This window comes from Rhizobium sp. CB3060 (assembly GCF_025200735.1).
Taxonomy (GTDB): domain Bacteria; phylum Pseudomonadota; class Alphaproteobacteria; order Rhizobiales; family Rhizobiaceae; genus Rhizobium.
This window is the reverse complement of the sequence record NZ_CP104158.1, coordinates 1,529,350-1,554,170: the sequence shown is the minus strand read 5'-3', so window position 1 is coordinate 1,554,170 and position 24,821 is coordinate 1,529,350. Positions and strand designations below refer to the sequence as shown.

Below are 24,821 nucleotides of genomic sequence, written 5' to 3'. Positions count from 1 at the left end.
CACTGATCAGAAGCGGCGGGAGCTGATGGCCCCGCCGCTTTTGTTTTGTCCGCCAAACTCAGCAGGATTTGTCAAATCGAGATATGGTCTTTTGAGGCCGATCGATTTGCAAGGGGTTTGACATGAGTGGCGGAACGGCATGGGCGCTTTACGAGACCCGCCTGCGGCGGGTTTCGGCCCATATCCACGAGCATCTGGATGACGAGCTCGATATGGAAAAGCTTGCCGAGATCGCCTGCGTGTCCAGCTATCATTGGCACAGGATCTATCGGGCGATCTATGGCGAGACGGCGGCGGCGACCGTCAAGCGGCTGCGGCTGCACCGTGCCGCCGGCGATCTCGTCAACACCCGTCTATCTGTCAACGACATTGCAAAGCGGTCGGGCTATCCCAACCTCCAGTCGTTCAACCGCATCTTCAAATCCGTCTACGGCACCCCGCCGGCGCGATATCGGAATGAGGGAAGCCACACGATCTTCGAACCCAGTACCCAAGGAAGGATCACGGTCATGTTCGACGTTACGCTTCGCATCCTCTCGCCGATTTCGCTTATCGGTGTCGCCCATCGCGGCTCCTACATGCAGATCGGCCAGGCTTTCGAAATTCTGTTCGGCACCATCTTCGCTCGCGGTCTTGCCAGGCCCGATATGCGGATGATCGGCGTCTATCTGGATGATCCCGACCTGATCGCGGTCGACAAATTGCGCTCCTATGCCTGCGTCAATGCTGGCGACGATATTGCCGCCGAGGCGCCCTTGGAACGGCGGACAATCGACGGTGGCGAGTATGCTGTGTTACGGCACAAAGGGCCGTATGCCGATATGTACAAGGCCTATCAGTGGCTCTATGCCGAATGGCTTCCTGCCTCCGGCCGGCAACTGCGCGATGCGGTGATGTTCGAAGAATATCTCAACAATCCACGCGATGTGCCGCCGACCGAGTTGCTGACGGAAATCCATATGCCGCTGCAATAACCGTATGATGTGCTGAATGAGAAGTTGGCTCTAGTCCATTGTCTTTTCAAGCATTCGCTTGCTTTGGCATCGCCGCATTGTCCAATTCGTTGCCGCGGCGGTAGGCGTCGCGGTCGCTGATGCGGCCCCAATAATCAATGAAAGCCTGACGCTTCTCGATAGTGCCGAAATTGAGGCCCCAGCCGACATGCGAACCGACATAGACGTCGGCGGCCGTGAAACGGTCGCCAGCGATGAAGGGTGAGGCGCTAACCGCCTGTTCCAGAGTGTCGAAGACATGTTCCAGACTGCCGCAACCCGCCATGCGCAGGCGTTCGGGAGGGATTTCGAAGCCCAGCGCGCGGTTGGTCACGGCCATCTCCATCGGGCCGGCAGCAAAGAACATCCAGCGGAAGTAATTGCCGCGTTCGGCTGCTGTCGGCGCAAGACCGACTTCAGGAAAGGTTTCGGCCAAATAGGCGCAGATGGCAGCGCATTCGGTGACGATGGTATCGCCGTGCTTGATGGCAGGCACCTTGCCCATAGGGTTCACTGAGAGGTATTCGGGCGCCTTCATCGTCGTGCCGAAGTCGAGATATTCGGTGCGGTAGGGCTGGCCGATCTCCTCGAGCATCCAGCGGGCAATGCGTCCGCGCGACATCGGGTTGGTATAGAAAACGAGTTCTTCAGCCATCTGTCTCTCCCTTTGTTGGGCGCATTCTAGCCGCCGGTCGGTCAAGGCGGCAAGATTTCGGGCAAAAGAAAACCCGGCACCAAGGCCGGGTTCCCGCAGGTCTCGAAGTCGGCGAGGCTTAGGCAGCCATGGCCTTCTTGAGGTTTTCGTCGATCTTGTCGAGGAAAGCGGTGGTGGAGAGCCACGGCTGGTCGGGGCCGATCAGCAGTGCCAGGTCCTTGGTCATGTAGCCGGCTTCGACGGTGTCGACGCAGACGGTTTCGAGCGTCGCGGCGAACTTCGCGAGTTCGGCATTGTCGTCGAGCTTGGCGCGATGCGCGAGGCCGCGGGTCCAGGCGAAGATCGAGGCGATCGAGTTCGTCGAGGTTTCCTGGCCCTTCTGGTGCTGGCGGTAGTGGCGGGTGACTGTGCCGTGAGCAGCTTCGGCTTCGACCGTTTTGCCGTCCGGTGTCAGCAGAACCGAGGTCATCAGGCCGAGCGAGCCGAAGCCCTGGGCAACCGTGTCGGACTGAACGTCGCCGTCGTAGTTCTTGCAGGCCCAGACGTAGCCGCCGGACCACTTCAGCGCGGAAGCGACCATGTCGTCGATCAGGCGGTGTTCGTAGGTGATGCCGGCTTCGTCGAACTGCGCCTTGAACTCGTTCTGATAGACTTCTTCGAAGATATCCTTGAAGCGGCCGTCATAGGCCTTGAGGATGGTGTTCTTGGTCGACAGGTAGACCGGCCACTTGCGCATCAGGCCGTACATCATCGAAGCGCGGGCAAATTCGCGGATCGATTCGTCGAGGTTGTACATGGCCATGGCAACGCCGGCGCCAGGAGCGTTGAAGACTTCCTTTTCGATCACCGTGCCATCTTCGCCGACGAACTTGATGGTCAGCTTGCCCTTGCCCGGGAATTTGAAGTCGGTGGCGCGATACTGGTCGCCGAAGGCGTGACGGCCGACGACGATCGGCTGCGTCCAGCCCGGAACCAGACGCGGAACGTTCTTGCAGATGATCGGCTCGCGGAAGATGACGCCGCCGAGGATGTTGCGGATCGTGCCGTTCGGGCTCTTCCACATTTCCTTGAGGTTGAATTCCTTCACGCGGGCTTCATCCGGCGTGATCGTGGCGCACTTGATGCCGACGCCGTACTTCTTGATGGCGTTGGCGGCGTCGACGGTCACCTGATCATTGGTGGCGTCGCGGTTTTCGACCGAGAGGTCGTAATAGTCGATATCAATATCGAGGTAGGGGAAGATCAGTTTTTCTTTGATAAGCTGCCAGATGATGCGAGTCATTTCGTCGCCATCGAGATCGGCAACCGGGTTAGCGACCTTGATCTTCTTCATGCTTCTGCCTCGTTTAAGCTGATGGGGACCGGATGTCCCTGTGAGTGATATGAAGTCCCGAGGGCTATAGCACCGCAAGTCTCGAACGCAAAGCCGATAGAGGCGCCGAAACGGCGTTTTTGCCGATCACGTCCCCTTCATCGAGACGCATGCTTTTCAAGATCGAGCCATTGCCAAAGCGCCGGATGCGACTAATGTCGCGCGAATGCTTCGCCGATCATCACGGATTTTTATCATGCAAAAAATTGCCGCTGCCGCGCTTTTCGCCGTTTTCCTTCCGCTCTCGCTGGGCGCCAGCTCGGCCGGGGCGGCCGACGTGATGGCGCCGGTCAAGACGGTGATGGACGCGACCGTTTCCAATTGGGCGGGCGGTGACAGCGATTGGCAGGATATTTTCGACGATAGCAAGCTGAAGGACATCTACAGCAAGGATTTCGTTGCGAAATACCAGGCGGCGGCGCAGTTCCCCGCCGCGGATGAAGATGGCATTTCGCCCTTCGATTACGATGTCATCGTTGGCGGGCAGGATGCATGCCCGCTGCAGGAACTGAATATCGCGCCGCAACCGCCGAAGGGCGATACGACAGAGGTGATTGCCACCTTCAAGAAATCTGTCTGCATGGGCACGGATGCGGACTATCAGAAAACGACCACTGTGCGCTTCGAAATCATCCAGGAGGCCGGAAAGCCCGTGATCGACGACATCATCACGGTCGATGACGGCGGCCAGTCCAATTCGCTGAAATCGGTCATGCAGGACATCGTCAAACAGCAACAACAGCAGCCATCGGATCAGACGCCGCAGCAGGATCAGCCGCAGCAGTGATCGGGTCGTGGCCGGCGGGTTCTTATCTCGCCGGTCTTGCGGCCTGCCGGTATAGCCCGATCGATGCCGACAACCGACTTCGCCCTTGCCGATTGAGGCCCGCGCCGCTATTCCGGCCCTCATTAGCGCGGTATGCTTACCGCATGGGGATTTGAGTTCATGGCAGGTACCAACAGCGAGCGTCAACTTCTGGCCGAAGGGCCGGCCATCATTCTGGTCGAGCCGCAGATGGGCGAGAATATCGGCATGGTGGCCCGCGCCATGGCAAATTTCGGCCTGGCAGAATTGCGCCTGGTCAATCCGCGCGACGGCTGGCCGAATGAGAGGGCGCAGGCGACTGCCTCCAAGGCCGATCACATCATCGAGGCAACCAAAGTCTACGACACGCTGGAGCAGGCGATCGCGGATCTCAATTTCGTCTACGCAACGACCGCGCGTGAACGCGATGGCTATAAGCCCGTGCGTTCTCCCGTCGCCGCCGCCGAAACGCTGCGGGCAAAATTCACAGCCGGCGAGGGTACCGGCATTCTCTTCGGCCGCGAGCGCTGGGGTTTGACCAACGAAGAAGTGGCACTCGCCGACGAGATCGTGACCTTTCCCGTCAACCCCGCCTTCGCCTCGCTGAACATCGCACAGGCGGTGCTGCTGATGTCCTACGAATGGATGAAATCCGGCATGGAGGATCTAGCCTCCGTACCCTTCCAGGCGATGGAACAGAGGCCTTCCACCAAGGAGCAGCTCTTCGGCCTGTTCGATCAGCTCGAAGAAGCGCTGGACGCACGCAACTATTTCCATCCTGCCGGGAAAAAGCCGAAAATGGTCGACAATCTGCGCGCGGTCCTCTCGCGCCGGGCGTTTACGGAACAGGAAATCAGCGTCCTGCGCGGGGTGATCTCATCCCTCGACCGCTTCTCGCGCAAATCTCCGCGCGGCAGCGGCTCGCATCCCCGATCCCCTGCCGCGCCCAAGGAAACCACAAACGATGACAGCAACGGCGAATGAGCTGAAACCCATTCTGGTGTTCGACTCGGGCATCGGCGGCCTGACCGTGCTGCGCGAGGCGCGCGTGCTGATGCCGGAGCGCGGCTTTATCTATGTCGCCGACAGTGCCGGCTTTCCCTATGGCGGCTGGGAAGAACAGGCTTTGCGGGAGCGCATTGTCGGCCTTTTCGCGAAGCTGCTGACCGAGCATGATCCCGAAGTCTGCATCATCGCCTGCAACACGGCCTTCACGCTCGCCGGCGCCGATCTGCGCGCCGCCTTTCCGCAGATGACGTTCGTCGGCACCGTGCCGGCAATCAAGCCGGCTGCCGAGCGCACGCGCTCTGGGCTGGTTTCGGTGCTGGCGACGCCAGGCACCGTCAAACGCGCCTATACGCGCGATCTCATCCAGTCCTTTGCGACCCAATGCCATGTCCGCCTAGTCGGTTCCGAGAATCTGGCGCGCATGGCCGAAACCTATATTCGCGGCGATACCGTCTCGGACGATGCCATCCTCTCCGAAATCGCTCAGTGCTTCGTGGAGAAGGAAGGACGCAGGACCGATATCGTCGTGCTCGCCTGCACGCATTATCCTTTCATGGCCAATGTCTTTCGCCGGTTGGCTCCCTGGCCGGTCGATTGGCTCGATCCTGCGGAAGCGATCGCACGCCGCGCCCGCAGCCTGGTGCCGCTGGTGGCCGATGCCGTACATCCGGACAATTTCGATTTCGCCGTCTTCACTTCCGGTACGCCGGATTTTTCGACTCGGCGGCTAATGCAGGGTTTCGGGCTCAAGGCTTGATGATGACTGACAAAGTTTCATTTCGTAAACTCGATCTCGCGGACATGCCGGCGGCTGCGGCCGTCCATCGCGCGTCCTTCAATGAGCGGCTGCCGATGCTTGCCGGGCTTCATACCCCGGAAGAGGATGTCGGCTTCTGGAGCGCGGTGGTTTTCAAAGATTGCCAGATCTGGGGCGCGGAGGAGGGCGGTCGCCTCGTCGGCGTCATCGCCTTTCTCGAGGATTGGATCGATCAGCTCTATGTTCTGCCCGAGGCGCAGCGGCATGGTATCGGCAGCCGCCTACTTGATGTTGCCAAATCGACCTATCCGGTGCTCTCACTCTGGACATTCAAGAGAAATGAGCCCGCGCGCCGCTTTTATGAGAAGCACGGCTTCTTCGTGGTTGACGAGTCTGACGGAGCAGGCAATGAGGAGAAAGAGCCGGATGTGCTTTACAAGTGGGAAGCACGCTTGCATCGGCTGTAGTTCACGATCGGACTGAGCGGCGGGATATTGGGAGGTCGATGTTTGATGTCTTTTGAGAATGATTGCGGTGTCGTTGTCGAGGCAAGCCATGCGTCTGCGTGAATGCCACAACTTCCATGATTTTCGCCTCCTTGCGAAAAAGCGCCTTCCCGGTCCGATCTTCAACTATATCGACGGTGCCGCCGACGATGAGGTGACGCTGCGGCGTAACACGTCAAGCTTCGAAAGCTGCGATCTCGTTCCGAACGTCCTGCGCGGCGTCAGCGAGATCGACATGTCTGTCACCGTCATGGGACAAAAGCTCGCAACTCCCTTCTATTGCTCGCCGACGGCGTTGCAGCGGCTGTTCCATCACCAGGGCGAAAATGCAGTGGCCGCTGCAGCATCCTCGCTCGGCACCATGTTCGGCGTCTCCTCGCTCGGGACCGTCAGCCTTGAGGAAATCCGCAAGAAGTATCCAGGCCCGCAGGTCTACCAGTTCTATTTCCACAGGGATCGCGGGCTGAACCGGGCTATGATGGAGCGGGCGAAGGAAGCCGGCGTCAATGTGATGATGCTGACGGTCGACAGCATTACCGGCGGCAATCGCGAGCGCGATCTTCGCACCGGGTTCTCCATTCCGTTCAAGCTTAATCTGGCCGGTGTCACCCAGTTCGCCATTAAGCCGGCCTGGGCGCTCAACTATCTCACGCACGAGAAATTCCGTCTGCCGCAGCTTGATGAACATGTGGACATGAGCGGCGGCGCTATGTCGATCGGAAAGTATTTCACCGAAATGCTCGATCCGTCGATGAACTGGAACGATGTCGCCGAGATGGTGAAGTACTGGAACGGACAGTTCTGCCTGAAGGGCATCATGTCGGTCGAGGATGCCAAGCGTGCTGTCGACATCGGATGTACCGGCATCGTGCTTTCGAACCATGGCGGCCGGCAATTGGACGGCTCGCGCTCGGCATTCGATCAACTGGCGGAAATCGCTGATGCCGTCGGTGACCGCATCGATGTGATGATGGATGGCGGCATCCAACGCGGCACACATGTGCTGAAGGCCCTCTCGCTCGGCGCCAAGGCTGTCGGTATCGGCCGCTTCTACCTCTATCCGCTGGCCGCTGCCGGTCAGGCAGGTGTGGAGCGCGCATTGCGGCATTTGCGCACCGAGATCGAGCGCGACATGAAGCTGATGGGATGCACCTCCGTCAGCGAGCTGTCGCGGGCCAATCTGCGGTTCAGATAAGCCCCGCAATTGCCTGTGGGTTTTTTCAATCCACGGACGCGAAGCTTGGAAATCTTTGATAGACGGGGACGCCCTGTTTCTGAAAGATGGGCGTCTTCACATTTGAGTCTTGTCAAAGGGGTAGTGCATTGCAGGTCGGCATCGACATGGGAACGGCGTCCGGCGGGACCAGCGCCCAACTCGATATCGAGGAGCTGCTGGCGACCCGTCTCCTTGTGCAGGGCAATTCCGGCTCCGGGAAATCGCATCTGTTGCGGCGTCTGCTGGAGCAGTCGGCGCAGTGGGTACAGCAGGTCATCATCGATCCCGAAGGTGATTTCGTCACGCTGGCCGACAAGTTCGGCCATGTGGTGGTGGACGGCGAGCGCACCGAGGCCGAACTTGCCGGAATCGCCAACCGTATCCGCCAACATCGTGTTTCCTGCGTGCTGACGCTCGAAGGGCTCGATATTGAGCAGCAGATGCGCGCCGCGGCCGCTTTCCTCAACGGTATGTTCGATGCCGATCGCGAATATTGGTATCCGGTGCTCGTCGTCGTCGACGAGGCGCAGATGTTTGCCCCTTCCGTCGGCGGCGACGTCTCCGAAGACGCGCGCAAGATGTCGCTCGGCGCCATGACCAACCTGATGTGCCGTGGCCGTAAGCGCGGGCTTGCCGGCGTCATCGCCACACAACGCCTGGCGAAGCTTGCCAAGAACGTTGCGGCCGAGGCGTCCAACTTCCTGATGGGGCGTACCTTCCTTGATATTGACATGGCCCGCGCCGCCGACCTTCTCGGCATGGACCGCAGGCAGGCGGAAATGTTCCGTGACCTGAAGCGCGGCAATTTCGTCGCGCTCGGTCCGGCTCTGTCGCGCCGGCCGCTGCCGATCACCATCGGCGCGGTTGAAACGTCGGCGCGCTCCTCCAGCCCCAAGCTGATGCCGCTGCCGGATGCGCCGCAGGACGTGGAGGATTTGATCTTCACGCCGGATCCGGAGGAATTCTCACGGCCGGTCGTTCGTCGCGCTGCGCCTGCGCCACGTCCGACGACGGATATCCTGGCGGAGCTCTCCCGCTCCGCGCCTGCGGCCGGCGCCGCGCCGGCTGAACCGAAGGTCAGCCAGCCGGAATTATCGCCTGAGGACCGCGAGGCGCGGGTGAGTGCCGTGCTCTCGGAAATTCTCGATGACTCAGCCTCGGCCTTCCGCACGGATTCGGTGCTCTATCAGGAGTTCCTCGTGCGGCTGCGCATGCGTCGCGTACCGGGTGTGCCGATATCGCTGCCGGAGTTTCGCCGACGCGTCGCGATCGTGCGCTCCGGCGCCGATGAGGCGACGATGGCGACGGATGCCTGGGCAACCGCGCTGTCACTCTCCTCCAGCGTTACCGACGATCTGCAGGGTGTTTTCCTGATGCTTGCCAAGGCGGCCATCTGTGGTGAGCCATGTCCATCCGACGCCCGCATCGCCCGCGCCTACGGCACCCACTCGGCCCGCCGCGCCCGGCGCCTGCTCAGCTATTTCGAAGAACAAGGCAGCGTCGTCGTCCATACGGACTTTTCCGGCAAGCGCATCGTCGCTTTCCCGGATATGGGTTCCCAGACTGCGCCAGGCGACGCCAATGCGCCTGATCTGGATAGCAGCGAACAGGCGGCGGCGGAATAGCTGCTGTAATCTTGCACAAGCGCGTCTGGCGCTGTTGACATTTTCATGACGACCCCTTACAGACCGCGCCAACGCCGGGCAGAAATGTCCGGTGTTTCATTTGACATGTCCCGTGGTCTCGTCCGTTCGCTAACGTGAGAGACCTGTCAGAGCTCGAAAACGGAGTTCAGAGGAGGGCGTGTTTCCTTCGCGGCTTGGCAACGGGCCGCTCAACACTTTGAAAGGAAATGCGATGAGCAAGCGCGAATCGTCCAAGTACAAAATTGACCGCCGTATGGGCGAGAACATCTGGGGCCGTCCGAAGTCCCCGGTTAACCGCCGCGAATACGGCCCGGGCCAGCACGGCCAGCGTCGCAAGGGCAAGCTCTCCGACTTCGGCGTGCAGCTCCGCGCAAAGCAGAAGCTGAAGGGCTATTACGGCGACCTGCGTGAAAAGCAGTTCCGCGCCATCTTCGACGAAGCCAACCGCCGCAAGGGCGACACCTCGGAAAACCTGATCGGCCTTCTCGAATCGCGCCTCGACGCGATCGTCTACCGCGCCAAGTTCGTTCCGACTGTCTTCGCTGCCCGTCAGTTCGTCAACCATGGCCACGTCACCGTAAACGGCGTTCGCGTCAACATCGGTTCCTACCGCTGCAAGGCTGGCGACGTTATCGAAGTTCGCGAAAAGTCCAAGCAGCTCGTCACCGTTCTGGAATCGGTGGCTCTCGCTGAGCGCGACGTTCCGGACTACGTCGAAGCCGACCACAACAAGATGGTTGCGACCTTCGCTCGCGTTCCGGCTCTCGGCGACGTACCGTACCCGGTCGTCATGGAACCGCATCTGGTCGTCGAATTCTATTCGCGTTAATAGGCGGATATCTTTCTTGCGAATGCAAAAGCCGCTCTTTTCGAGCGGCTTTTTTGTCTTTGGAGCGTCCGATGAGCGATTTGCAGGCAATTCTCGACAGCATCCATGCGGAGCTTTTGCCGCGCCTCGGCGAAGGCAAGGTCGCCGACTATATTCCTGAGCTCGCCAAAGTCGATCCGAACCAGTTCGGCATGGCGATTGCGACGGTGGACGGTAATGTCCGCAGCGTCGGCAATGCCGATATTCCCTTTTCCATTCAGAGCATCTCCAAGGTCTTCATGTTGACCTTGGCGTTGGGCAAGGTGGGTGAAGGCCTATGGAAGCGGGTCGGGCGCGAACCGTCCGGTACTGCCTTCAATTCCATCGTCCAGCTCGAGCGTGAGGAGGGAATACCGCGCAATCCCTTCATCAATGCCGGGGCGATCGCCGTCAGCGATATCGTGCTCTCCGGCCATGCGCCGCGAGAGGCGATCGGCGAGCTGTTGCGCTTCGTGCGCTACGTTGCCGATGACGAGTCCATCACCATTGACGACAAGGTGGCGCGCTCGGAGACGCAGACCGGTTTCCGCAACGTCGCGCTCGCCAATTTCATGCGCGCCTACGGCAATCTCGATCATCCCGTCGAGCACGTACTTGGCGTCTATTTCCATCAATGCGCCCTGTCGATGACTTGCGAGCAACTGGCCAAGGCGGGGCTTTATCTCGCGGCCCGCGGCAGCAATCCGATCACCGGCCACTCCGTCGTTTCGCCGAAGCGGGCGCGGCGCATCAATGCGCTGATGCTGACATGCGGCCATTATGACGGTTCCGGTGATTTCGCCTATCATGTCGGCTTGCCCGGTAAGAGCGGCGTCGGCGGCGGCATTCTCGCGGTGGCGCCGGGTATCGGCTCGATTGCCGTCTGGTCGCCGGGGCTGAACAAGGTCGGCAATTCGCAGCTTGGCGCGGTGGCGCTGGAAATGCTCGCCGCCCATACCGGATGGTCGGTCTTCGGTGATTGATATGGTGTCTTCCCGCCGCGCTTTCTGGTATCAGCGTGGCGATGGCCGAGGTATGACAAGATGAATATCGCAACGACAGTGGCAGACGAGCTCGATATCGAAGCTGAGGATGGCGATGTTGCCGTCCATCCACTGTTTGCCAATGCGCCGCGGTCGGTCTCCTTTAACAAGCTGCGCAAGCGCCTGCTGCGCCAGGTGCGTCAGGCGCTCGAAGATTTCCAGATGCTGAAGGGCCAGCGGCGCTGGTTGGTCGGCCTATCCGGCGGCAAGGATTCCTATGGGTTGCTGTCGATCCTGCTCGATCTGAAATGGCGCGGCCTGCTGCCGGTGGAGCTGATCGCCTGCAATCTCGACCAGGGCCAGCCGAATTTTCCGAAGCATGTCCTGCCGGAGTATCTGACAAAAATCGGTGTTCAACACCGGATCGAATATCGCGATACCTATTCGATCGTGAAGGAAAAGGTGCCGGAGGGCGCCACCTATTGCTCACTCTGTTCACGCCTGCGCCGCGGCAATCTCTATCGCATCGCCCGTGAAGAGGGCTGTGATGCCCTGGTGCTCGGTCATCATCGTGAGGACATCCTCGAAACCTTCTTCATGAATTTCTTCCACGGCGGTCGGCTGGCCTCGATGCCGGCGAAGCTCTTGAACGACGAGGGCGACCTGATGGTGCTGCGTCCGCTCGCTTATGCTGCCGAAGACGATCTCGCCAAATTTGCCGCCGCCATGCAGTTCCCGATCATCCCTTGCGATCTCTGCGGCTCGCAGGACGGTCTCCAACGCAATGCGATGAAGGACATGCTGGCCGATATCGAACGCCGCATGCCAGGTCGCAAGGATACGATGCTGCGGGCACTGGCGCATGTGAACCCGTCGCACCTGCTCGACCCCAAGCTTTTCGATTTTGCCGCGTTGATGACGAAAAGCACCTGAGCTGCGGTCGTCGGATTTAATCGGTTTTGCCATATTGGCTTCATCGAATCGGGCATAAGAGGAGGCTTCTCTTCAGACAAAGGCCACCGATGACCTTCTCCGATACAGACTTCGAATTTCTTATGGCGACTGTAGCCGAGGCTGCGGCGCGTGAGATCCTGCCGCGCTTCCGTAATCTTGGCGTCGGCGACATTTCTGAAAAGACCTCGGCCGTCGATCCAGTGACGGAGGCCGATCTGTTGGCGGAGAGGCATATCACGGCTGCGCTGAAAGCGCGCTTTCCCGGCGCGCTCGTGGTGGGCGAGGAGGCCTATGAGGCCGACAGGTCCGTTGTCCCGGCGCTGGCGGATGCGGATTTGGCCTTTGTCATCGATCCCGTGGACGGCACCCTCAATTTCGCATCCGGATTGCCAGCCTTCGGAACGATCCTCGCCGTTGTTGCCAAGGGCGAGACCATTGCCGGGATCATCCATGATCCCGTGCTGGGCGACACGGTGACCGCCATGCGCGGCGCCGGCACTTACGAGCGGCGACGGGGAGGGCAGGTGAGCAGGCTCACGGTTGCGCCGGCAGTACCGTTGAGTGAGATGGTGGGCTCGATATCCTGGAGCTATATGGACGAGCCGGACCGCTCGCGCGTCAGCGCCAATATGGCGAAGGTGCGTATGCCCCGTTCACTGAACTGCTCGGCTTACGAATATTGGCTGGTCGCCTCGGGCAAGATTCACTTCAATGGTCACCCGAAGCTGATGCCCTGGGATCATCTTGCCGGAGTGCTGGTACATCAGGAGGCCGGTGGCTTTACGGCAAAATTCGACGGTACGCCCTATCGTCCCGGTGAAACGACTGGCGGCATTATCTCGGCGCCGGATGAGGAAAGCTGGCGGATCATACGCCGCGAGATCATTGGTGGCTGACAGGAAAGGACCCGCATTATGACATCGTCCGTTGACGTTACGACCCTTGCCGACCTTTTGCGCCGTGCGGCGCAGACGGAAATCCTGCCGCGCTTCCGCCGGCTCGGCAGCGAAGATGTTCGCGCCAAGAGCGAGGCGACTGATCTCGTGACCGAAGCAGATGAACAGGCCGAGCGGATGATCAAGGCGGAGGTCAAACAGCTTTGGCCCGACGCGCTTTTCATCGGCGAGGAATCGGTTGCGGCCGATCCAGCGCTGCTCGACAAGATATATGGGGCGGAGTTGGCCATCATCGTCGATCCCGTCGACGGCACATTCAATTTCGCCGCTGGCGTTCCGGCATTCGGCGTCATGGCTTCGGTGATCTCCAAGGGGGAGACGGTCGCCGGCATCATCTTCGATCCGATGGGAGACGATTGGGTGCTGGCGGAAAAGGGCGGCGGAGCCTGGCTCCGGCGGCCGGACGGCGAGGCGCAGCGCCTCTCGGTGGCAACGCCGGTTGCGTTGGAAGAGATGGTCGGCATGGCCTCCACCGGCTACCTCCCGAAGGTCAAACGAGCCGAGATCATGGGCAATCTCGCCAAAGTGCGCTTTCTCACCAACTACCGCTGCGCTGCCCATGAATACCGCACCTTTGCCGGCGGGCACGTTCATTATCTCATGTACAACAAGCTGATGCCTTGGGATCATCTGGCTGGCGTACTGATCTCGGAGGAGGCGGGCGCTTACGCCAGGCGCCTCGACGGCTCGCCCTATCTGCCGCATCATGTCGAGGGCGGCGTATTGGTGACACCGGACAGAGCATCATGGGAACTCTTGAGGCAAGAGGTTTTCACCATTTGAGATAGCGGTTGTCGCAGCGTCAGGCGGATGCCGCGGCGCGGCTTCTACCTGTGATTCCCCTTGGAAAGTCGCGAGCGGAACATTATCTTCACCCACGTTATGCAACCGCCCTTCGGCGGGATTTCCGGCTGGGACAAGCGAGATGACCGAAACGAGCCGCAAGCTGACGACCATCTTTTCCGCCGACGTTCAAGACTATACGCGCTTGATGCGGAACGACGAGGAAGGCACACTCGCAACGCTGAAGCGATATCGCGACGCCATGGCGCGACTGATCGAAGCGCATGGCGGCCGGGTGATCAATACCTGGGGTGACGGGGTGTTTGCCGAATTCCCCAGCGTTGTCGAGGCCTTGCGCGCGGCAATCGACGTCCAAAACGAACTTGCCGGCTATAATGCCAACAGCGACCCCGATACGCAGATGCTTTTCCGCATAGGCCTCAATCTCGGGGACGTCATCGCCGAGGGCAACGATATCTACGGCGACGGCGTCAACATCGCTGCCCGCCTTCAGGCATGTGCGGTGGCCGGCGGCATCGTCATTTCGAATACGGTCTACGACCAGGTCCGCAACAAGGTGGCTGTTGGGTTCGATTTTCTTGGCCAACTCGAGGTCAAGAATGTCGATGGCGGCGTGCCGAGTTATGCGGTGCGGATCGGTGAACCGCAAACCGCCACGGCATCGACAAACCCTCGCAGCGTGCGCGAACAAGTGCCGAGTGCGGCCACGACCATTGTTGGAACCAGGTTACGAGGCGAGCGGAGCTACGGCGTGCTTGCGGTAATCGCTGCAGGTTTGGTCGTGCTCAACATTCTGACATGGCATGGTGAGTTTTGGGCGGCGTGGCCCGTGCTTGGTATAGCTATGGCGGCGGGGCTTCGCTGGGCGCGAACGAACACACAATTCGATCGCCGCCTTGCCATTTTCGCAGTGGTCGGCGCCGGCCTCGTGGGGATCAACCTTCTGTCATGGCACGGCACGCCCTGGGTGATATGGCCGCTCTTGGGCCTGGCAGTTCTTGCCGGTATCCACTGGGTCAAGCGCCAACGCGGCGACATTTGATCGCCGCGTTGAGAGACGGTCACTCAGACGTGACCCATGCCAGGTTCGAGCTGCGGGCTGTCGCCTGGATGGGTAAAGAGCCTGCCCTTTTCTGCCCATAGCGTTGCAACAATCGTCAAGGCACCGAAAACGGTGAAACCGGCAATCAGCGGCTGAACGGTTCCATCGAACATCTGGCCGACGATGCCGCCGAGCACGACGCCGCCGGTGGTGGAAACGGAGCTGGTAATGGCGGCGGCTGTGCCCGCCAGATGCCCCATCGGCTCCAGGCTTATGGCCATGAAATTGGTGGTGATGACCGCAAACATCATCAGCATCACCGAGATCAGCGCATAGGTGAACTGAAAGCTCGGCTGACCGGTCATGCCGACGACATAGCCGAAGGCGCCGAGGAGCGTGAAGATGATCATCGCCGCATGCGAAATGCGCCGCGTGCCGAAGCTGCGAACGAAATAGCCGTTAGCGAATTGTGCGACCGCAGTACCCGCCGCCGTCGCGGCAAACGCGATCGGGAACCACTCGCCGAGCCCGTAGACCTCGCCGAATACCTGCTGAACCGACACGACATAGGCGCAGATGACGCCGGTAAAGAGCGTCAGGCCAATCATGTAGCCGCAGGTGATGCGGTCGGTCAGCACAGTCTTAAAGCCGGATATGACCGAAGTGACCGAGAGCGGCAGACGCTCATGGTCAGGCAATGTTTCCCGCATGCGAAAAAACGCGAGGAGAAAGAGAACGGCACTTGCGATACCCAAGGCGATGAAGATCCACTGCCAGTTCGAATGGGCGACGATCAACTGACCGACGGAGGGCGCTACCATCGGCATGATCATGAAAACGATGGTCACATAGGACATGACCCGCGCCATTTCGCGGCCGCCGAAGCAATCGCGCACGATCGCCAAGGTGGTGATACGAACAGCGGCGGCACCGACGCCCTGGATGAAGCGCAACACAAGCAGCGTTGTGAGACTGCCGCTCCAAGCCGCCGCGAACAGCGTTACCGTGTAGAAGATGAGGCCGCCAAGGAGAATATTCCGCCGGCCGTAGGCGTCGGACAGGCTGCCGAAAAATAGCTGGCAGATACCGAAGCCGAGGAAATAGACGCCGATGACCAATTGCGTGTCATTGGGATTGGCGACTGCCAGCGATTGGCCGATATTCGGCAGGGCCGGCAGCATGCTGTCTATGCCCATCGAGATGCTCGCCGTCATCAATGCGATGGTGATGATGAATTCGACGATGCCGAGGCCGATGCGGGCGGAGCCGGATTGCTCCGCAGGCTTGGTTTGGATCGGGTTCATGTCAATGTGCCTATCAATGCAGGGCGAGAGATGAATCGGAAGGCGGCGGTGCATTCTGCGGGCGGAAGAGGCGGCCCTTTTCGGCGACGAGCACGAAGCCGATGCCGATCAGCGAGACCGTGAAATAGCCGACGATCATCGGGGTCGCCGTTCCGTTATAGAGCTGACCGATCGCCGCGCCGATCGAGGCGCCGCCGACCGTGCTCATGAAGCCGAGCACCGAAGACGCCGTGCCGGCGACATGGCCCAATGGTTCCATGGCGAGCGAATTGAAGTTCGAGCCGATCCATCCGAACTGGAACATTGCCAGTGCGAAGAGGATCATGAACAGCGGGAAGGGCATCGGTGCCGGTCCGTTGAGCTGCACCATCAGCCACAGGAACGTGATGGTGGCGAAGCCGAGCAGGGCCGCATGCGACAGCCGTCGCATGCCGAAGCGTCCGACGAGCTGCGAATTTATGAAGGATGACAGTGCCATGAACAGCGCCACGCCGCCAAAGGCAAGGGGTGTGTAGGCGCCGAGCCCGTATATGTCGTTATAGACCTGCTGTGCCGAATTGATGAAACCGAACAGCGCTCCGAACAGGAAGGTGTTGGCAATCGTGTAGCAAAGAGCGACACGGTTCGTCAGAACCATACCGAAGCCGGAAACGACGGATTTTACGGTGAGGGGGCGGACATTCTCCCGCTTGAGCGTTTCCGGCAGCCGGAAGTACATCCAGATGCCGACAAGCGTCGCCATCGTGCCGATGAAGACGAAGATCATGTGCCAGGTGCTCATGAGCATGATGATCTGCCCGCTTCCCGGTGCGATGACGGGAACGATCATGAAGACCATCATGATCAACGACATGACCTCGGCCATCTGACGGCCGCCGAAAACGTCGCGGACGATCGAGATGGTGATGACGCGGGTTGCCGCGGAGCCCAGGCCCTGGATGAAGCGCAGGGCAAGCAGGCCGGCAAAGGACGGGATCAGCGCAATGCCGAAGGCGGAAACGATATAGACGGCAAGGCCGATCAGCAGCGGCACGCGGCGGCCGAATCGGTCAGACAGCGGGCCGTAAAAAAGCTGCGCCGAGCCGAAACCGATCAGATAAGCGGTCACGACATATTGCCGGTGGTTTTCGTTTTCCACGCCGAGACTGGAGCCGATCTGTTGAAGGGCGGGGATCATGATGTCGATGGCCAGCGAATTGACCGCCATCAGGAAGGCCGCGAGCACAATGAACTCGCGTTTGCCCATGGGTAATTGCCCATGGGCCGTAGCCTGGGATGTAGTCGTCACGGTTTTTTTCCCATAAACATATCAAGGCGCCGCCCGGTGGCAGCGCCTTATCAACTGAATTGGACTATGGAAACCGGACGATAGAGCCCGGTGACCGGTCAGGCGGCGCCGCGGACGGCGATACCATGTTCCTGGAAGTGCTGCTGCAACTCGCCCGCCTGGAACATTTCGCGCACGATGTCACAACCGCCGATAAACTCGCCCTTTACGTAGAGCTGGGGAATGGTGGGCCAATTGGAATAGTCCTTGATGCCCTGGCGAATTTCCGAATCGGCCAGAACATTGATGCCCTTATAGTCGACGCCGATATAGTCGAGGATCTGGACGACCTGGCCCGAGAAACCACATTGCGGGAACTGCGGAGTACCCTTCATGAAGAGAACGACGTCGTTGTTCTTCACTTCATTGTCGATAAATTCGTTGATGCCGCTCATGTCTCGTCCTTTCACATGCGGGTTCAAGGTCCGCAGCTTCAAATCTTTTCCTTAAATAGCAAGGTGAAGCTTCGATTTCCAGCCGCAATCATGCACTCGATATGTTTTTCATCGCATGAATGGGCTTTCGCGCAACAATGGTTCCGAATCATGGCGCGACATTGGAATTAGCAACTTTTCTTGAACAGTGCGTTTTGAAATCACTCCTTCAACGTGGAAGCTGAACAACACACATAGGGAATAAACAAGGGACGCTTAGTATCGTGTTGCCGGCCTATTTTTGCCGGTGGCGGGAAGTTTCGAGGCATGCCGCCGAAGGCGGTGTGCGGGTACCAGTCCCTTTTTTTACATTGCATTTTCGAGGGAGTGGGCACCATGAGCCATCATCACTATTCCGACGGCCAGGTCGGCGAAGAGCGCGAGTTTTATGGCGCCAGTGAGACGAGTGAGGGCGAACGGGAATATTACGAGCATGTTCGCACTCCTAGAGCATCGATATTGAACAGCACCATCACGGTCAGCATCATCGTTTTGGTTCTCAGCATCGCTTTCGGCTATCGCGCATCCACCACGCCAGCGCCGGAAGTACAATCTGCGACCGTTCAGAAGATCATGATCGCTCCGTCGAGCGATTCCTGTGCCGAACTTTCGCCGTATGCCCGCAGCGATTGCTGATGTCAGAGATTCCTTAACCATATCGTGGGAGTTTCTCGCACGGCTTTGACGATGAGCTGCCATGAAAAAGCCGACAGGTCATGGTGTCAGCAGTATCCTACGTCTTCGTGACGCCGCCAACCCGCCGGGAATTAAGAACATAATGAATAGCATAAAAAAGAGGGTGGTCCTTCACTTCCCCGGCTTCGAACCATTGGATGCCGCTGCGCACAGGGCGCGTTACCAGCGCTCCGCCAAACAAAGTGCCGCCGCGTGGGATTTTTCGGTTGCCGTCGATACGCTTCGAAATTTCGGTAGGGCGCCGTATTTCGACGTCAATGCCGAGGGAGCGGGCTGGGAAACCCAGAGCCGCATCCACATCCTCGATCATAATGATCTGGTCGCCAAGCTGAACGGCAGGCCTTTTTCCGTGCGGTTGAGGCAGGGTTATCTCGCCGCTGCCAAGGTCGCGCTATCAGGCGGCCTAATAGGCTACTTTCGGCATGCCTGGCGGTTTGGCCTGTTCTTCATCTTTCCGTTCCTGTTGATGCTGGTCGGGCTGCTTATCAGCCTGTCCATCGCTCTCTCGCCTTTTGCGTTCGGGCTTCCCTCTTGGAGCCATATCGGCAGCATCCCCTTGGCGGTGGCCTTCTTCATCTATGTCTTCCTGCCGCAGGCCGAGCGGCTGCATACGCTGCATCTCTTTGCCGACTGGGAAATGGCCGTCGCCATGGCGGGATTGAACGGTATCGGTGCCGAACAGTGGATCGAAGCCTGCGCCATCAGTGCCCGCCAGGCGCTTGACGAGCCGGCCGACGAATATGTCATCTCGTCCCACAGCATGGGCTCGAGCGTCGCCGCGCATGTGATCGGGCTGCTGCTCGAACGGGAGCCGGAACTATTCCAGGGTAAGCGCGTCGTGTTCACGACGCTCGGCAGCGCCATCCTGCAATGCGCATTGATGCGGCCCGCCGCCGTGCTGCGCTCGCGCGTTGGCCTATTGGCCCGCTGCCAGGAGATATTCTGGCTCGACGTCCATTGCCTGACCGATGCGATTCATTTCTACAAGACGAAGGTTGCCGCCGTCTGCGGACATGCGGACGGTCTGCAGCCCACGATCATATTCGTCCGCTTCAAGAAGATGCTGACGTCGCAGCACTACGCCAAGATCAAGCGCGATTTCCTGCGGGTGCACAGGCAATATGTGCTCGGACCAGATGTCCGAGCTTCCTTTGATTTCACGCTTTTGACGGCCAGCCCACTGCCGGCTTCCAGCTTTGCAACATTCACCCACGCCAACATGCCGGATCTGACTTTCGGCGCCGGCAATGATGGCGAAAACGCCCGGCTTTCCTCAATCGGGCGCTGAGGTCTGTAACGCCAGGGCGTGCAGCACGCCGCCCATATTCCCTTTCAACGCGTCATAGACCATCTGGTGTTGCTGTACGCGGCTTTTGCCACGGAAGGCTTCGGCCACGACTTCGGCCGCATAGTGGTCGCCATCCCCGGCCAGGTCGCGAATCGTCACCTTGGCGCCGGGAATGCCGGCCTTGATCATGTCTTCAATATCGCCGGGATTCATTGGCATCAGTGATTTACCTCACTTTATTCGGCAGCGACGAGTGCACTGCCATCCATGAAGGCAGGAAACCACGATTCATGCGCCTCGCGCAACTGCCGAACGGAAACGGACAGCAGTCCGTCGACGGCAAGCGCATCGCCGCCGACCTCGCCGAGGCGACGGAACGGCACGCCGGCGCTTTCCGCATTGATGCAGACGAAATCGGCGACATCGGCCGGCACGGCGACGACATACCGCGCCTGATCTTCGCCGAAGAGTACGGCGTGCGGCAAGCCCTTGCATTCAGCAAGATCGATGCGCAGACCCTTGCCTGACGCCATTGCCATTTCGGCCAGTGCCAGCGCAAGGCAGGCGGTGACCTGACCATTGCGGATGGCTGAACGGACGAAATCGCCGTTGCGGCGCTCGGCAAAGAGGTCGACCTCCGGGGCCGGGCCGTCCGTGGAGCCAAGGATATCGCGCAGATAGACGGAAGAGCCGAGATGGCTGCCGTCGACGCCGAACACGATGATCCGATCGCCTTCCGAGGCCGAGCCGATACGCGCCATCGCTTTCCAGTCCGGCAGAAGCCCGACACCGGCAATCGTCGGCGTCGGCAGGATCGCGACGCCGTTGGTCTCGTTGTAAAGCGAGACATTGCCCGAGACGATCGGGAAGTCGAGTGCGCGGCAAGCTTCGCCGATGCCTTTGATGGCGCCGACGAACTGGCCCATGATTTCGGGCTTCTCCGGATTGCCGAAGTTCAGATTGTCGGTCGCGGCCAGCGGCTCGGCGCCGGTTGCCGTGATATTGCGCCAGCATTCGGCCACGGCTTGCTTGCCGCCTTCGAACGGATCGGCTTCGACATAGCGCGGGGTGACGTCGGAGGAGAAGGCGAGGGCCTTGGTCGGGTGGCCCTCGACACGGACGACGCCGGCGTCGCCGCCGGGAAGCTGCAACGAATTGCCCTGGATCAGCGTGTCGTATTGTTCGTACACCCAGCGGCGGCTGGATTGGTTGGCCGAGCCCACGAGTGTCAAAAGGGTCTGGCCATAATCCTCAGGGGCGGCGACGAGATTTGCGGGCAAGTCGGCGCGCTTGTTGGACTCACGCCACGGGCGGTCATATTCCGGCGCCTGGTCACCGAGATCCTTGATCGGCAGGTTGGCGACTTCCTGACCCTGGTGGATGATACGGAAACGCAGGTCGTCCGTGGTCTTGCCGACGATGGCGAAATCCAGTCCCCATTTGACGAAGATCGCCTTGGCGACGGCTTCCTTTTCCGGCTGCAGTACCATGAGCATGCGCTCCTGGCTTTCCGACAGCATCATCTCATAGGCCGACATCTGCTCTTCGCGCACCGGCACCTTATCGAGATCGAGCTCAATCCCGAGGTCGCCCTTGGCGCCCATTTCGACAGCGGAGCAGGTGAGGCCGGCCGCACCCATGTCCTGGATGGCGATGACAGCGCCGGTCTGCATCAATTCCAGGCAGGCTTCCAGCAGGCACTTTTCGGTAAAGGGGTCGCCGACCTGAACGGTCGGGCGCTTTTCCTCGATCGATTCATCGAATTCGGCCGACGCCATTGTCGCGCCGCCGACGCCGTCGCGGCCCGTCTTGGCACCGAGATAGACGACCGGCAGGCCGACGCCCTTGGCTTCCGACAGGAAGATAGCATTGGACTTGGCGAGACCGGCCGCAAAGGCATTGACCAGGATATTGCCGTTGTAACGCGCGTCGAACTCGACTTCGCCGCCAACGGTCGGTACGCCGAAGGAGTTGCCATAGCCGCCGACACCGGCAACGACGCCGGAAACCAGATGGCGGGTTTTCGGATGATCCGGCTCGCCGAAGCGCAGCGCATTCATGGCGGCAATCGGGCGGGCGCCCATGGTAAAGACGTCGCGCAGGATGCCGCCGACGCCGGTCGCCGCACCCTGGTAAGGTTCGATATAAGACGGGTGGTTATGGCTTTCCATCTTGAAGACGACGCAATCGCCGTCATCGATATCGACCACGCCAGCATTTTCGCCCGGGCCCTGGATGACGCGCGGCCCCTTGGTCGGCAAGGTGCGAAGCCATTTCTTCGAAGATTTGTACGAGCAGTGCTCGTTCCACATCGCCGAGAAAATGCCGAGTTCGGTAAAGGTGGGCTCGCGGCCGATCAGATCCAGAATGCGCTGATATTCGTCCGGCTTCAGGCCGTGGGCGGCAATAAGTTCCGGGGTGATCTGGATCGAATTCGAAAGGGTCATGGGCGCTCGATGGTCCTTGCCTGTAAAGGGTTTGAAGGCCGGTCAGGGGATCGAGGTCTCTTTAGCGCATGTGAACCCATCGTGCGACAGGAAAATGCCCGCGATTCACAATGGGTGAAGAGCGGGCATCGCTATTTTCAATTGCTGCCTGGCGATCAGAACTTGTAGCCGACCAGCAGCCCGGCGCGCGTCATGCCGGCATTCGGCCCATCGCAGAGATTGGCATGCGAGGAATGCGCCACTTGCGCCATCAGGCTCCAATGATTGTCGAAATTATAGCCGACCCCGGCATATTCGTGGAAAAGCAGGCGACAGCCGAGCATTGGGCCGTCTTTGGTCCAATCGTCGAGATTCCCGGTATGGACGGTGCCGCCGAAACCGGCTTCGGTGAAGATGCCGTTGCTATGGGTGAGCGTCCAGGACAGGCCGGTAAAGACTTGCGTCGCCGCTGTGTCCGTGGTGCCGATCGAGGTGCCCAAATGGATGCGGGGGCGTAAAAGCTGATCTTTCCAATTGTCCGTCGGATTGTAGCCGAATGGATTGAACAACACCTCGACTTCCGGAAAGACGCCGGCCTCATGGTCATGGCCAGTCTGGATGGAGCCGCTGGCGCCGAAGCGAAGTTCATCGAATATTTTGATCTCCGGGGCTGGTTTTGTGTCCGCAATGTCGGCGGCGGCAGCGGATTCAGCGACGATAACCGAACCAGTCATTGCCAAAGCGGTGATCGCACTCGTCCAAAACCGGCCACCAGAAATAGCGTCAAAAGCCATGCACCCAACCCCCAGATGGCAAGCGATTCGCAGTCGTTAACCAAGTGGTAGCATCCTTAAGGTCGGGGTAAAGTAGGGGTAATTATATGACAGTGCATTTGGCAAAAACTGAAGCGAAAGTGCAACAGTGCCGTCATAAATGGCCGTCAGCCTCATATGTGGCTGTCGTAACCTGCCGATCCGTTTTCCAGAAGGTGACGCAACGTCATGAAGCCGCTTGCGACGTCGTCACGCCGCTGCGGTGAAGAAAAAGCGACGCGAACGCGGTGATAGGCCCTGTCCGTGCGGGCGGCCTTGAACTCGTCCTCGTCATCGACAAGAACGCCCTCGGCGAGGGCGGCATTCTTGAATGTACCCGAAAGCCAGGGTTCCGGCAGTTTCAGCCACAGGAACGGCACGTGCGGATGCGAGGTGAATTCGAAGCCAGACAGGGCTTCCCGCGCCAATTGCTCACGGATGCGGATTTCCTCCACAGCCCGTCGGCGCAGCGTCAGCGCATGGCCGCCAAGCACCAGCCGGGCACAGGTTTCCGCCAAGATGAAGGGCAAGCCGCCAGTCGTCATCTTGTGAGTGACCTTGATGCGTTGGGCGAAATGCTGCGGGCAGGCGACCCAGCCGCCGCGCACGCCCGCGGTCACCGATTTCGACAGGCCGCTGACGAGGAAAGTGCGCTCGGGCGCAATAGCTGCCATCAGCGGATTCTGATCTTCGGTCATCCCCCCATAGAGATCGTCTTCGATCAGCCAGACGCTGTGCCGGCGCGCTATGGCGGCGATTGCCCGGCGACGCGCCTCCGGCATGGTCACCAGGGTTGGATTGTGCGCCGTCGTCATAAGGAAGGCGAGACGCGGATGCTGCTGCTGACAAAGCCGTTCGAAATCGTCAGGGATAATGCCATGCTCATCGGAGTTCACAAGTATGGAGCGGCGGCCGAGAAGACGGGTGGCGCGGCTGACCTGCGTATAGGTCAGGTTCTCGAAGACGATCTTGTCGCCCGGTGAGGTGACGGCGGAGATGACGGCGATAGCGGCGGCGTGAGCGCCGAGGGTGGGCACGATCGTTTCGATCGCCGGCTGCCAGCCGTTGCGGGCAAGCCAGACCTGTCCTGCGCGAAACCAGTTGGCCGGGAAGTTCCGTGAATAAGAGGAAATCTCCGCCCGATGCTCGCGGCTGATATCGGCAAAGAGCTGGCCGATGATCTCGCCCTGGCCAATATCGGGTGCTGCCGTCGTGTCGAAACGAATCTTGTCGCCGGGGACCTCGAGACCGCGGGTGCCAGCAAGCGCCTGCGTGATCGGGTCCACGGGCTCGATCTGCTTGCCGTTGGCGCGCTCGAGCACATAGGTGCCGCGCCCGACCTCACCGGCCACGAGGCCGCGCTCATGCACCAGCGCATAGGCACGACTGACTGTGCCGATCGTCACGCCGATATCGTAGGCGAGATTGCGTTGCGGCGGCAGCTTCGTGCCCGGCGGCAGCACGCCATGCGTAATCGCGTTCTCGATGCTGTCGGCAACGCGAATGTAAACCGGGCCGGTTCCGCTGGATATGTCAGGCAGCCAATTTGTCATAATGACAATTTCTTAGATTGCTTCGCAAAGGGAGTCAATATTATGAGTCAATTTGTGTCGTTTGGCTCGATACATTCCGATTGTCACGATCAAGCGAGCAAGAAATGGATACAATAGATACAATTCACTTCAGCAAGAGTCCCCTAGCTGACGAAAGGTCGCCGAGCATCTCCGCGCGAGTATCGCGCTTGGCGCATCGTCTTGTCGACGCTTTTGCGGTTTGGCTGCAGAAGCGGGAAAGCCGCTGGACTTTGCGGTATCTGACGGATGATGAGCTGCGCGACATCGGCCTGACCCGTGAGGAGGCGATGGACGAGGTGAACAAATCGTTTTTCTGGGACTGAGCGTGCCGGCAAGAGGCGATTGCGACGAGATCTAGCCGAGCGGCGGCGAAGATCATGCCTTCGTTCGCGGTCGGCGACATATATTTCCATTATT

The 24,821-nt window shown here is 59.9% G+C and carries 25 protein-coding genes; 16 read left to right on the top strand and 9 right to left on the bottom strand.

Going from position 1 to position 24,821, the window contains the following annotated elements:
• The first annotated feature begins 122 nt into the window (after positions 1-122).
• Complete coding sequence (locus tag N2601_RS07665; protein ID WP_104823245.1) at positions 123-974, top strand: AraC family transcriptional regulator; 852 nt, start codon at positions 123-125, stop codon at positions 972-974.
• A gap of 46 nt (positions 975-1,020) precedes the next feature.
• Here the strand turns inward: N2601_RS07665 and N2601_RS07660 are convergent, their stop codons facing one another.
• Both N2601_RS07660 and N2601_RS07655 read right to left on the bottom strand, forming a co-directional pair.
• A complete protein-coding gene (locus N2601_RS07660) occupies positions 1,021-1,647 on the bottom strand; it encodes a glutathione S-transferase family protein (RefSeq protein ID WP_260303879.1) in 627 nt (208 codons plus the stop codon).
• 118 nt (positions 1,648-1,765) lie between these two features.
• Complete coding sequence (locus tag N2601_RS07655; protein WP_104823243.1) at positions 1,766-2,980, bottom strand: NADP-dependent isocitrate dehydrogenase; 1,215 nt, start codon at positions 2,978-2,980, stop codon at positions 1,766-1,768.
• Between the two features lie 235 nt (positions 2,981-3,215).
• On the opposite strand from N2601_RS07655, the gene N2601_RS07650 reads away from it, so the two are divergent.
• The 12 genes from N2601_RS07650 (at position 3,216) to N2601_RS07595 (ending at position 14,543) form a co-directional block, all read left to right on the top strand.
• Positions 3,216-3,806, top strand: a complete 591-nt coding sequence (locus N2601_RS07650; protein WP_104823242.1) for a hypothetical protein — start codon at positions 3,216-3,218, stop codon at positions 3,804-3,806.
• A gap of 159 nt (positions 3,807-3,965) precedes the next feature.
• A complete protein-coding gene (locus N2601_RS07645) occupies positions 3,966-4,808 on the top strand; it encodes an RNA methyltransferase (protein WP_104823241.1) in 843 nt (280 codons plus the stop codon).
• A complete protein-coding gene (gene murI / locus N2601_RS07640) occupies positions 4,789-5,589 on the top strand; it encodes a glutamate racemase (protein ID WP_104823240.1) in 801 nt (266 codons plus the stop codon). Before N2601_RS07645 ends, murI begins: the two co-directional genes overlap by 20 nt.
• Positions 5,590-5,591: 2 nt before the next feature.
• Positions 5,592-6,056 carry a GNAT family N-acetyltransferase gene (locus N2601_RS07635; RefSeq protein WP_104825110.1) on the top strand — a complete coding sequence of 155 codons (465 nt, stop codon included), beginning with the start codon at positions 5,592-5,594 and terminating at the stop codon, positions 6,054-6,056.
• An 88-nt stretch (positions 6,057-6,144) separates the two neighbouring features.
• Positions 6,145-7,290, top strand: coding sequence for an alpha-hydroxy acid oxidase (locus N2601_RS07630; protein ID WP_104825109.1), 1,146 nt, complete (start codon positions 6,145-6,147; stop codon positions 7,288-7,290).
• A gap of 128 nt (positions 7,291-7,418) precedes the next feature.
• Positions 7,419-8,936 (top strand): ATP-binding protein, encoded by a 1,518-nt coding sequence (locus N2601_RS07625; RefSeq protein ID WP_104823239.1) that lies wholly within the window; start codon positions 7,419-7,421, stop codon positions 8,934-8,936.
• A gap of 232 nt (positions 8,937-9,168) precedes the next feature.
• Positions 9,169-9,786: a 30S ribosomal protein S4 gene (gene rpsD, locus N2601_RS07620; protein ID WP_104823238.1), complete on the top strand. Its 618-nt coding sequence runs from the start codon at positions 9,169-9,171 to the stop codon at positions 9,784-9,786.
• A 71-nt stretch (positions 9,787-9,857) separates the two neighbouring features.
• Complete coding sequence (locus tag N2601_RS07615; protein WP_104823237.1) at positions 9,858-10,787, top strand: glutaminase; 930 nt, start codon at positions 9,858-9,860, stop codon at positions 10,785-10,787.
• 60 nt (positions 10,788-10,847) lie between these two features.
• Complete coding sequence (ttcA, locus tag N2601_RS07610) at positions 10,848-11,720, top strand: tRNA 2-thiocytidine(32) synthetase TtcA (protein WP_104823236.1); 873 nt, start codon at positions 10,848-10,850, stop codon at positions 11,718-11,720.
• Between the two features lie 89 nt (positions 11,721-11,809).
• Positions 11,810-12,637: an inositol monophosphatase family protein gene (locus N2601_RS07605; protein ID WP_104823235.1), complete on the top strand. Its 828-nt coding sequence runs from the start codon at positions 11,810-11,812 to the stop codon at positions 12,635-12,637.
• An 18-nt stretch (positions 12,638-12,655) separates the two neighbouring features.
• Positions 12,656-13,480: an inositol monophosphatase family protein gene (locus N2601_RS07600; RefSeq protein ID WP_104823234.1), complete on the top strand. Its 825-nt coding sequence runs from the start codon at positions 12,656-12,658 to the stop codon at positions 13,478-13,480.
• A 142-nt stretch (positions 13,481-13,622) separates the two neighbouring features.
• Positions 13,623-14,543 (top strand): adenylate/guanylate cyclase domain-containing protein, encoded by a 921-nt coding sequence (locus N2601_RS07595; RefSeq protein WP_104823233.1) that lies wholly within the window; start codon positions 13,623-13,625, stop codon positions 14,541-14,543.
• A 23-nt stretch (positions 14,544-14,566) separates the two neighbouring features.
• Here N2601_RS07595 and N2601_RS07590 read toward each other — a convergent pair whose 3' ends face one another.
• The 3 genes from N2601_RS07590 to grxD form a co-directional block, all read right to left on the bottom strand.
• Positions 14,567-15,847 carry a multidrug effflux MFS transporter gene (locus N2601_RS07590; protein ID WP_104823232.1) on the bottom strand — a complete coding sequence of 427 codons (1,281 nt, stop codon included), beginning with the start codon at positions 15,845-15,847 and terminating at the stop codon, positions 14,567-14,569.
• 13 nt (positions 15,848-15,860) lie between these two features.
• Entirely contained in the window at positions 15,861-17,093 is a 1,233-nt protein-coding gene (locus tag N2601_RS07585; RefSeq protein ID WP_104823231.1) for a multidrug effflux MFS transporter, read from the bottom strand.
• A gap of 140 nt (positions 17,094-17,233) precedes the next feature.
• Positions 17,234-17,569: a Grx4 family monothiol glutaredoxin gene (gene grxD / locus N2601_RS07580; RefSeq protein WP_104825108.1), complete on the bottom strand. Its 336-nt coding sequence runs from the start codon at positions 17,567-17,569 to the stop codon at positions 17,234-17,236.
• Between the two features lie 375 nt (positions 17,570-17,944).
• Between grxD and N2601_RS07575 the strand changes: the two genes are divergently transcribed.
• Together N2601_RS07575 and N2601_RS07570 are read left to right on the top strand one after the other, a co-directional pair.
• Complete coding sequence (locus N2601_RS07575; RefSeq protein ID WP_104823230.1) at positions 17,945-18,244, top strand: hypothetical protein; 300 nt, start codon at positions 17,945-17,947, stop codon at positions 18,242-18,244.
• A gap of 142 nt (positions 18,245-18,386) precedes the next feature.
• Complete coding sequence (locus N2601_RS07570; protein WP_104823229.1) at positions 18,387-19,592, top strand: hypothetical protein; 1,206 nt, start codon at positions 18,387-18,389, stop codon at positions 19,590-19,592.
• On the opposite strand, the gene N2601_RS07565 is transcribed toward N2601_RS07570, so the two are convergent.
• The 4 genes from N2601_RS07565 to N2601_RS07550 form a co-directional block, all read right to left on the bottom strand.
• Entirely contained in the window at positions 19,578-19,811 is a 234-nt protein-coding gene (locus N2601_RS07565; protein WP_004108912.1) for a BolA family protein, read from the bottom strand. The genes N2601_RS07570 and N2601_RS07565 overlap by 15 nt on opposite strands.
• Positions 19,812-19,828: 17 nt before the next feature.
• The gene (gene purL, locus N2601_RS07560; RefSeq protein WP_260303878.1) at positions 19,829-22,039 is read right to left on the bottom strand and encodes a phosphoribosylformylglycinamidine synthase subunit PurL; all 2,211 of its coding nucleotides are present in this window, start codon (positions 22,037-22,039) and stop codon (positions 19,829-19,831) included.
• Between the two features lie 155 nt (positions 22,040-22,194).
• Complete coding sequence (locus N2601_RS07555) at positions 22,195-22,812, bottom strand: acyloxyacyl hydrolase (RefSeq protein WP_199773473.1); 618 nt, start codon at positions 22,810-22,812, stop codon at positions 22,195-22,197.
• Between the two features lie 152 nt (positions 22,813-22,964).
• On the bottom strand, positions 22,965-24,383 hold the full coding sequence (locus N2601_RS07550; protein WP_260303877.1) for an aminotransferase-like domain-containing protein: 1,419 nt from the start codon (positions 24,381-24,383) through the stop codon (positions 22,965-22,967).
• A 188-nt stretch (positions 24,384-24,571) separates the two neighbouring features.
• Here N2601_RS07550 and N2601_RS07545 point away from each other — a divergent pair, with 188 nt between their 5' ends.
• Positions 24,572-24,727 (top strand): DUF1127 domain-containing protein, encoded by a 156-nt coding sequence (locus N2601_RS07545; RefSeq protein ID WP_445944993.1) that lies wholly within the window; start codon positions 24,572-24,574, stop codon positions 24,725-24,727.
• Positions 24,728-24,821: the final 94 nt, after the last annotated feature.